Origin of the sequence: Nonomuraea glycinis (assembly GCF_014646515.1) — a bacterium.
In the GTDB taxonomy this organism is placed as follows: Bacteria; Actinomycetota; Actinomycetes; order Streptosporangiales; family Streptosporangiaceae; genus Nonomuraea; species Nonomuraea glycinis.
Genome location: NZ_BMNK01000013.1, coordinates 259,216 through 268,366, shown reverse-complemented (window position 1 = coordinate 268,366; position 9,151 = coordinate 259,216). Strand labels below are relative to the sequence as shown.

The window sequence follows — 9,151 nt, the reverse complement described above, 5'->3', positions numbered from 1 at the left end:
GGTCTGCGTGCCCGGCTGCGGCTCTTCGGCCGGTCCGGGCACGCACCGCCCAGCGCGCCCACAGATGTCAGACGTCACCAGTTAACGCCGTGACGATCGCTCACTTCGGCGATCTCCGAACTGGCGGGGCGATCGGCTGCCGCGCGGCTTCCGGTGCTCGGGCCTGGCGGCCCTGCGCTCCGGGTCCGCTTGCCACCGGATGACGGGGTTCTCCGACTGTCGACGGACGGCCCCATGTGCCGTGCCAGGTACAAGCAGCGGGGCCCTAACTAGGCAGGACCATTGGAAGCTTGTACCTCATACTTCTTGAAGTGCACACTAGATGAAATGCTATAAGCGACAGAGCGTAGGGCCAGGATATATTTCACATATTCTTCCTCACTCAGACCCTGCCCTTCCTTTCCCAAAATAGCAGATCTAGCATCTGACGCCTCATGCACTAGAATGTTTCTTCGTTCCTTAATGTCGATAAGCGTGCTGTAGGTTGCTTCATGACGCTTACCTTTATAAACATACCAAGCCTTGTAGGGATCGCGTTTGAAGCGGAAAGCACTCTTGAGAAAATTGATCATTCCATGGATTGAGCGACCATTTGAGCGGAGCCTCTCGATCTCCATGTCGATCAGTTCTTGGCGTAGACTCTCTATCGAAGAGAGCTTGTTAGTCATCGAAAATAGCTGCCCATAGGACAGGCTCTCCTTCTTTCCTGCCGAGTCGAGAATTACCTGAGGATGTCTTACCAAGAGTTCCTCAATCGTCTCTCGAAGAAACACTTCGAAGCTGGTCCACTGAAGCAGGAAGGCTGCGCGAAATAGGAGAAATTCGGCCCGTTTTACTACTTTATCGACCTCCCCTAGCGAACTGGCCAACTTCAGAAAATGCTTCTGAGCCACCTCGGCCTGCACCGGGTCGGATGGATCAAATGTTAAATCGGCCGCAACCTTGGCCTTAACCACAACGTTCAACTTGATGCTGCGAAAACCGATCTCGGGCGCCTTAAAATCTGCTTCTCTCTCGCTTTCAGGCGGCCAAAGAATGACCGGGGCGCCATCGGGAGGGCGGATCCGAACCGGACCAAGCAGGCCAGCCTCTGCCTGATTGGCTACGTCCTGAGGATTTCGACCCGTTTTCTGGGCGTATTCTTCATATAAAAGCCAGCCGGCCGACATTCCAAGGATGTCTCCAATAGCGACATCGGCCATTGAAAACGACCGACGCTCAGACGTCGAATTGTCAAACGTAATATCGGTGAGCTGTTCTGGGGGAGTGGAAAGAAGGAGTTGCTGGGAAAGCGCGTATGATATCGAGGTGAGTGAGATGAGTTCCTCGATTTCCTCACTCCTGGCGACATAGGCAGCGTAAGGCGAGAACCCTTCCAGGTTGCGAGGAGCAGCCGAGGAATCATCATTGACTATCTCGATATTGTTGATGTTCGCACCTTCCGGCAACCCAGACATGTCCATAGGAGCATCTTAGCCTGGTTCCACGGCATGAAGCCCGAAGTTCGATCCTGAAAGTCACATGAGGTGCCATTTGATCTGGGAGAACGAGTGCTCTTTATGCTGCCGTCGGCCCACTGCGAAGGACACCTCGTAAGGTAGAAGCCTTACCACGAGCCGCATTCCGTGTAGTTGGTAGGGCTGGAGACGCGAATTCGGGGGTGTGAGCTGGGGTGACATGGTGGTGGCTGCAAGCCTCCATGAACAGGAGGGAGGAACTGTGAGGGGATACCTCAAGATCCCGAGCAAGGCGGATCTGCCTCCCCTTGTCGATCGCGGCCTCGTAGAACGCGTCGGCGAGCGCCACGATGATTCCCTTGATCGTAGGCCCGTCGGGTTCAAGCGGATCGATCCATCGCAGATCAGAGGAGCCTGGAAGCCGGGCAAGTACGGGAGCGCTGACGACGTCTGGATTCCGAACCCCCACTACGTGCCTAGGTGAGCATGCACGACCTCGAGTTGGTCAACTTGGCGGACGAATCCCTTCTGCCATGCCAGGTGACAGCGCAGAACGATGACGAGACATACGAGCTCCGGCTGAACCGCGCTGGCGCTTCATCGATCAAGGTTCGCTCGTCGATCGACTTCGAAGACACCTTGCGCCAGCTGAGAGCGGAGCTGCAACAGCAGAACCTGCTGTTGCTCTGTAACGGGTTCCGCCGCGATGCGTTCGTCTCCTCGATGTCGCCTCAGATGAGTGAGGGCCTGTCGTGCTACCTGGTCGTCACGGGGGAGCCCGTATGACCAGAATTGCTCGTCGAGAGCCTCGGCCTCGCGCCCAGGAGCGATGTCGTCACCGCTGACGAGGCGTCGAAGTTCATCAACGAATGGATCGCCAGCTTCGACGACTAACGAGTCTCCCCGAGCAGGCCATCGGTCCTCGGTCAGTCCTATGCCGCGCTGGCAAGAAGTCGCTAGCCACGATGATCTTGCTAACGCCGATGCTAACAACGTCCCTGGACAGCGGTGGACCCCGTTGGAAGGTGATCAAGCCAGAGAGGCCGCCGAGCAGGCTCTACTGTCAGCGGTAGACGCCCGTGCACGATCTCGAACTGGCTACGGATAAGAAGGCCGCATGGTAGCTGAGGCCGTGACGATCGCAGACTTCGGTACCCGCCATACGGGCTGGGGCGATCGCCGGCAAGGCCCTCCTACGTCGGGCTTTGCCACCGGGTGACCATGGCTGAGGTGACAGCAGCGCTGACAGCAACGTCCCCGCACGCCGACGCTGCGCGTCACCGTCCACGCACCTGACCACCGTCTCAATCAGCCAGCCAGGATGATTGATCCGCCTGAAAGCGGATGGTCAGGCTGCCACGGGGGCTTCCCTTCCTTGGGCCTGGAGGCCCTGCGGTACGGGCCCTTACCGCCGGACGGAGAACTGACCCGCTCTCAGTGGTGCCATACAGCAGCGGCATACAGCAACGCTGCCGTATAAGGGTAGGCACCATCAGCCATCACCTGCAGCTTTGACCAGGGGAAAGGCCGCTCAACGTTGTGGCTGGCTCCCGTTCCTAATCAGCGCATCGTCCAACGGGATGGTTCCGCGAGTACGGCTGCCGCCTCCTCAGGGCTAGCCAGCCGGGAGGCCAGCGTGGCGATCGCGAGTCGTCTCGGAAGGGCGACGCCGAACTTCAGTCCGGCCAGCGCCTTGTCGTCAATCTCCGGCAGGGACAGAACTGCGCCGGCTATCGCCGCCTTCCACTTCTCCGGCGTCACGTCGTCGCGGAGCCGCAGGTATTCCTCATCGACGCGCTGCCCCTCGTCCGCGATCCCGGTCAGTGTGGCCGCGAGCGTGGCGTTGGTGCAGAACCCGCCCCACGTCCACCACCGCATGTCGCCCTCCGGGTCTCGGGTTATGACGGTCCCGCCGGGGTGAACGATGTCCACGGCGTCCTCCCTGAGAACGGCGAGCCGGTCCTTGGCCCGCTGGGTGAGGCCACCCGGTGGATCATCACCGAGCAGCACCGAACGCATGGCCCGCGTCAGCGCGAAGGACAGGCCGCTGGCTCCACCGCTGCTGTTCCAGCGGGCCCGCCCCCGCCCGTCGGAGGGCTCGACGAAGCAGCGGCGCCGGCGCCAGTCGATGTAGGTGACCCGCCAGGTCCGCCCGGCGAGCAGCAGCAGCCGGGGCCCCTCCACCTCCCCGCTCAGCAGGGCCGGGTCAACGCGCCCGACCTCCTTGCGCCCCCACAGCACATTGAACTCCGGGTCGGCGGTGAACACCGAGGTCATCTCCATAAAGTGCCGGAACCCGAAGCGCCGTTCGGCCTCCGGGCCGATGAACAGCATCCCGGAATCGGAGTCCAGGTACCCATGTGCGACCAAATGCCGCACGATCGGCTCGGCTCCGCGTCCGAAGGGGGCGAGCCCATTCCACCACTCCGGCCAGAGCCGGTCCCCCACGCGGTGCTCCTGCAAGCACAACGCGAGGATCTGCTGCGCGACAATGTGCCTGGGTTCGGGGGGCGGGACAACGGGCTCGACCCAGCCGCGGCCCCACAGCAGCAGCAATCCGGCTGCCTGCAGCAGCGCATCCTCAGTGAGTGTGAGGAACAGGCAGTTGCGCACGGTACCAGCGCGGCGGCCGGTGCGACCGATGCGCTGCAGGAAGGAGGCGACGGTGGCGGGTGCATTGATCTGAATGACCCGGTCGAGATCGCCGACGTCGATACCGAGCTCCAGCGTGGAAGTGGCGACGATGACGCAGTCGCGTTCCTGCGCGAACGCCTCCTCCGATCGGCGCCGCTCATCCACAGACAGGGAAGCGTGGGAGAGGAAGGTGGTGACGCCGAGCGCCCGCAGCGAGTGGCCCAGTTCCTCAACGAGCTGTCGAGAGTCGCAGAAGACCAGCCGCTTCTCGCCCCGGTGCAGCACGGCGATCACCTTGGCGGCATTGGCCGCCGATCCGACATAGTCAAGCTGGATCTCTCCGGCCGGTACGGCTTGAGCCGCAGGCTGGGCGGGGTCCGGTGCGGCCCCCGGGACAGGACCCGATACGGCCGGCCGGGCGAGGTCCGGTGCAACAATCTGACCTGGGCGGCTCCCCAGGGCGGAGCCCTGCAGCCAGTTCAGCAGTTCGGGCGGGTTGCCAACGGTGGCCGACAGGCCGATGCGCTGGATCGGGCGGCCGAGTAGGTGGGTGAGCCGTTCCAGTACGGCGAGCAGGTGCCAGCCGCGGTCGTCCCCGGCGAAAGCGTGCACTTCGTCCACGACGACGGCCCGTACCCCGGAGAAGAACTGCCGGTGGTCGACGTTAGCGCTGACCAGCATCGCCTCTAGCGACTCGGGCGTGGTCAGCAGGATGTCGGGCCGGTCGCGCAGGATCTGCTTGCGTCGGGCCGAGGTGACGTCCCCGTGCCAGAGAGCGGCCCGCCGCCCGATCCAGCTCGCGTACCCCTCCAGCCGGGGCAGCAGGTTGTTGAGCAGCGCCTTGATCGGGCACAGGTAGACCACCGAGGTGCCCTGCCAGTTGTCCGCGGCCATCCTCGACAGCAGCGGGAACGCCGCCGCCTCGGTCTTGCCGCCCGCGGTCGGGGCGAGCAGCAGCGCGTCCGCCCCAGCGAGCACGGGTTCGATCGCGGCCTGCTGAAGCGGACGCAGATCGTGCCAGCCGAGTGTGTTGACGATGTGGTGCAGCACCACCGGGTGGAGCTCGGCGGAGCTCACCATCGCACCGTCCTCACCTGGGCGGCGGACTCCTTCATGGGACGTCCAGCGGGATGTCATCGAGTGAGGCCGCATTGCGTTCGACCTCGTTGAGCTCACCGGCCCCAACAGTCAGCTGGTAGTGCACGCGCGGGTCGAAGTCGGGGAACTGGTCGACCCGGTCGAGCACCTCGCCGACCAGCTTCTTCAGGAACACCCGGGGGGCAACGCCGACCTTGCCGCCGAGCGAGCCAGCCACGGCGCGGGCAAGGGCGGCGATGTACGCGTCGTCGACCACGCTGGCGATCCGCGACGAGGCTCCGACGGCGTACAGGTCGCGCACCCGGGTGCCCAGTTCTAGCAGGCCGTCATGGGCGAACCCGGGCAGGCGAATCTGTACGGCACGTGGGTTGTCGAACCGTGGTTCGGTAGTGAAGTCCGTGGCGAGCCGGGAAGCGAGCGGCGCGAGCCGCTGTATCCCTTGCGGCCCTTCGAAGAAGGCGGGAGTACCGGTAATGAGCACATACAGGCCAGGGAAGCGGCCGGAGTAGACCTCGTCGACGAGCTGGCGCAGCGCGTTGAGTGCCTTATCGCGCACGTCTGAGCGAACCCGCTGCAGGGTCTCGACCTCGTCGAGCACGAGCAGCAGCCCCCGGTGGCCAGAGTCACGCAGCACGGTCAACAACCCCTGCAGGAAGCCCAGGGCGCCGAAGTGGTCGAGATCGCCGCGAACTCCGGCGGCGCGTTTGGCAGACGCGGCCACGTGCGGTTGCCCGCCCAGCCAAGCCAGCACGCCCTCGGCAGTGGCCGCGTCCCCCTCGGCGACAGCCGTACGGTAGCCGCGAAGCGCGGCGGCGAAGGTGGGAGCGGACCTGCTCACCTCAGCAAGCCGCTTCTCCAGCAGCACGGCCACCGCCTCTTCCAGGGCGGCGGTGTCGGTCTCCGGTACCCCGGCGGCGAGAGAGTCCTCCTCCAGGGTGAACATCCATGCGTCGACGATCGAGCGGAGCGCGCTCGGTGAGAACTCGGCGGTGGAGAGGTTCTCGCACAGCCGCCGGTAGACGGTCTCCAGCTTGTGCAGCGGCGTCTCGGTCTCGGATATCTGCACCTCGGCGACGGCCAAACCGTGCTGTTTGGCCCGTTCGGCCAGCCAACGCGCGAAGAACGTTTTACCCGCGCCGTACTCGCCTCGGACCGCCTTGAAGACCGAGCCGCCCTGAGCCGCCGTGACCAGCTCGGCGTCGAGCGCCTCGGTGAACCGGTCGAGACCGACTGCGAGCAGGTCGAGTCCGGCCGACGGCACGGTCCCCCGCCGCAGGGCGTCGATCACCTCGCGGCGGCGGCGTTCGCTGACCTTCATGGCGCCGCCACCCCGAACTGCTCGGCGAGCACGTCGACCGAGATGACCACGGTGACCCCGTCGGGGTCGTAGCTGATCGGGTCGTAGCCATCGACGCTGAGCACCCGGCGGACCGCGGCCAGCACGCTCCGCAGCCGCGCGGCCGGCACCTCGGCCACCGCGGAGAGCGTGGACTCGTGCAGCCGTCCGCCGCCCTCGAGCAGCGCCGCGAGCACGCCGCGGACCCGGGTGACGTCGGGTGCGGCCCGGCCGGCGCGAACCCGCTGCGCAGCGTACAGCTCGGAGCCGAGCAGCTCATCCAAGAACCGCTCCAAGGCGGACTGCTGGGGCGATGCCACCTCGTCCAGGGCGATCAGCGCGCCCTGCCCCTCCGGAGCCTTCCGCGCGCGGGGGGCTGCAGCGAATTCCCTGCGGTGGGTGACGGTGGTGTTCCACCAGGCGGGCTCCTGCGCCGGAGCGGGCTTCCACCCAGCGAGATCTTTCACTGGCGACGGGCTGAACACGGCAAACGGCACGGCCACCTCGGCGGCCGAGGCCCCTCCGTGGTAGCCCGCGCGCTTGCTGCCGTAGCGCAGGTCCTCCCTCCAGGGGAGCACGACACTGCCGCCGCCGAGCAGCACGCGTTTGCCCTGTACAGCGATCTCCCCTTCGGACACCTGTCCAGTGGCAGGCCGCCAGCGGGCGGAGGTCGCGTTCGTCCCGGTTAGTGGAATGCTGCCTCGTTCGACCACGTGCCCGTGGTCGGAGGTGAGGATTAGCGTACGGCCAGCGATGCGGGCAGCCTCGGCGAGCGCCTGCAAGTGCTGCACCTGGGCGAGGGTCCAGGTGGTGCCCCCCGGGTCCATCTTGTCGAGGGAGTCATCGACGGCGTTGAGCACGACGCCGATCACCTTGGCCGATCCGTCAATCGCGGCCTTCACCTCCGGGTCGAGGCTGTGGCCGCCGGGGGTGCGCAGGTCATTCTTGTGGAACAGGCAAGCTTGAGGATCGCCGGTCACGGCCGAAAAGGCCGTCTTCTCATCGTGCTGCCCGCCGGTGCGCAGGGTCCCTGTGAGCAGGCTGGTACGGCATACCTCGGTGACGGTAGGCAGCACAGGCAGCAGGACCCTACGGTGGCCGAGGGCGGAGTCGACAAGCTCGGTCCACCGGCTACGGACGAGCTCGTCGGCCAGTTCGGCGAGAACTCCTGCGGACATGCCGTCGAGCACGACCAGCAGCGAGCGACCAAGAGGGCGCACCAGCGTGGCGAGCGCGGACTCGATCGGAACGAGGCTGCCGGGGTCGCTGTCGGCGGCGACCGCAGTGGCCAGGTGCTGGGCGAGCACCCGGTCGCGACCGCTCCGCCGCTCGGCAACCGCGTCCAGCAGCGTCCGGTAGGCCTTGGCGACCTTGTCGTCGGGGTCGCCGGTCCACACATCGGCGAAGGCCCACTCCACGTAGGCGCCGGTGCGGACCTGGTCGTGCAGCGCGTCGGCCAGCGTGGGCGCAGGCTCGTCGGAGGTGGCGAGCCAGCGCACCAGTCGCAGCGCCATCCGGGCCGTCGCCGTACGTGAGATCAGCGGAGGCAGCGCGGCTAGCTCGTGGGAGACCAGGTGGACGTGCGCGTCTTCGGCCTGGCGCAGCGTCGCCGCGTCAGGGGCGGACAGCGCCTGCCGTACAGCTTTCGCAAAGTTGCGCAACCGCACGTCGTAGGCGCCGGGGAGCAAGGCGGACTTGGCAATCAGGGTGGTGGCGTTGAACTCGAGCAGCAGGGACTCGGCACGGTCCAGCAGGCTGCCGGGGTAGTCGAGCCGGCCGATCAGTGCTACAGCTGCCCGTGCCCAGGTCTGTGCCTGTTCGGCAGGCAGATCGGCGCCACCCAGCCGGGCGCGGACCAGGCCGCGGGCCTCGGTCGCCACCGACTGGACGCCGTCTTGCCATAGCAGCCCGGCGACCAGGGCGAGCGGCACGGCGTCTCCGCCGTGCCCCGCCGCCACCGCGCGCAGGGTCCAGACGCCCGCCGGTCCGGTGACGTCGCCCAGCCACCGAGTCAGCCCCTCGCGCACGTCGGCGGGAAGCGCGGCCAAGCGGCCGAGGGCGACCGGGTCGAGCGTCCAGCGCAGCAGGCTGAGCGTGTCTGGATGCTCAGGGAGGAGGTAGGGGGCGCCGCCGATGTCGTCGCCGAACACGACCGAGGCCAGGTGGCCGAGGGCATGGTCGCGGGTGAGCGCGCCGCCGGGTACAGGCGGCCATCCCTCAGTGGGCTCCCAACGGGCCAGTGCGCTCGCTGCCCAGCCCTCGTTCAGCAGGAGCGGGTCGAGAGTGCGCGCCTCAAAGGACTGCTTGATCATCTCCCATGGTCGCAGTGCAAACAGCCTGCCGTTTGCCAGGTGAGCCCGAAGCCCGATGCCGAGGTCGCCGTCGTCCACGTCGGTGAGCACAACCAGGTAGCCGTCGCGGTGCTGCTTCACCGCCTCCCATACGGCCAGCGCCGAGGGGCAGGGCCGGACGTGGACGACGGTGTCGCCCAGCGGGAAGGAGGGCTCGCCAGCCCATTCGGGGCGGGCGTGGATGCCCACCACCCGCTGCTCCCGGTCTGCGCGCTGGACCTTGCCGACGATGGCGCGCACCACGGGCAGGGTAGCGGCGGCCAGTGGAGGCCGGA

The 9,151-nt window shown here is 66.3% G+C and carries 6 protein-coding genes; 2 read left to right on the top strand and 4 right to left on the bottom strand.

Annotated elements, in window-relative coordinates; translation table 11 throughout:
• Positions 1-269: 269 nt before the first annotated feature.
• Positions 270-1,463, bottom strand: a complete 1,194-nt coding sequence (locus IEY87_RS31620; protein WP_189142475.1) for a hypothetical protein — start codon at positions 1,461-1,463, stop codon at positions 270-272.
• 214 nt (positions 1,464-1,677) lie between these two features.
• On the opposite strand from IEY87_RS31620, the gene IEY87_RS31615 reads away from it, so the two are divergent.
• Together IEY87_RS31615 and IEY87_RS31610 are read left to right on the top strand one after the other, a co-directional pair.
• Positions 1,678-1,941: a hypothetical protein gene (locus IEY87_RS31615; RefSeq protein WP_194511347.1), complete on the top strand. Its 264-nt coding sequence runs from the start codon at positions 1,678-1,680 to the stop codon at positions 1,939-1,941.
• Between the two features lie 2 nt (positions 1,942-1,943).
• Entirely contained in the window at positions 1,944-2,243 is a 300-nt protein-coding gene (locus IEY87_RS31610) for a hypothetical protein (RefSeq protein ID WP_189142473.1), read from the top strand.
• A gap of 774 nt (positions 2,244-3,017) precedes the next feature.
• Here the strand turns inward: IEY87_RS31610 and IEY87_RS31605 are convergent.
• Genes IEY87_RS31605 through pglZ form a run of 3 tightly spaced genes read right to left on the bottom strand, consistent with a single transcriptional unit; the run spans position 3,018 to position 9,116 of the window.
• Positions 3,018-5,171, bottom strand: coding sequence for a DEAD/DEAH box helicase (locus tag IEY87_RS31605; RefSeq protein ID WP_189142472.1), 2,154 nt, complete (start codon positions 5,169-5,171; stop codon positions 3,018-3,020).
• 31 nt (positions 5,172-5,202) lie between these two features.
• On the bottom strand, positions 5,203-6,507 hold the full coding sequence (gene brxD, locus IEY87_RS31600) for a BREX system ATP-binding protein BrxD (RefSeq protein ID WP_189142471.1): 1,305 nt from the start codon (positions 6,505-6,507) through the stop codon (positions 5,203-5,205).
• Positions 6,504-9,116, bottom strand: a complete 2,613-nt coding sequence (gene pglZ / locus IEY87_RS31595) for a BREX-2 system phosphatase PglZ (RefSeq protein ID WP_189142470.1) — start codon at positions 9,114-9,116, stop codon at positions 6,504-6,506. The genes brxD and pglZ overlap by 4 nt, the downstream gene beginning before the upstream one ends.
• Positions 9,117-9,151 lie beyond the last annotated feature (35 nt).

Excerpts from the sequence above, each read along its gene's own strand:
- IEY87_RS31620 (WP_189142475.1), bottom strand. The coding sequence starts at position 1,463 with ATGGACATGTCTGGGTTGCCGGAAGGTGCGAACATCAACAATATCGAG.
- brxD (WP_189142471.1), bottom strand. The coding sequence starts at position 6,507 with ATGAAGGTCAGCGAACGCCGCCGCCGCGAGGTGATCGACGCCCTGCGG.
- IEY87_RS31605 (WP_189142472.1), bottom strand. The coding sequence starts at position 5,171 with ATGGTGAGCTCCGCCGAGCTCCACCCGGTGGTGCTGCACCACATCGTC.
- IEY87_RS31610 (WP_189142473.1), top strand. The coding sequence starts at position 1,944 with ATGCACGACCTCGAGTTGGTCAACTTGGCGGACGAATCCCTTCTGCCA.
- IEY87_RS31615 (WP_194511347.1), top strand. The coding sequence starts at position 1,678 with ATGGTGGTGGCTGCAAGCCTCCATGAACAGGAGGGAGGAACTGTGAGG.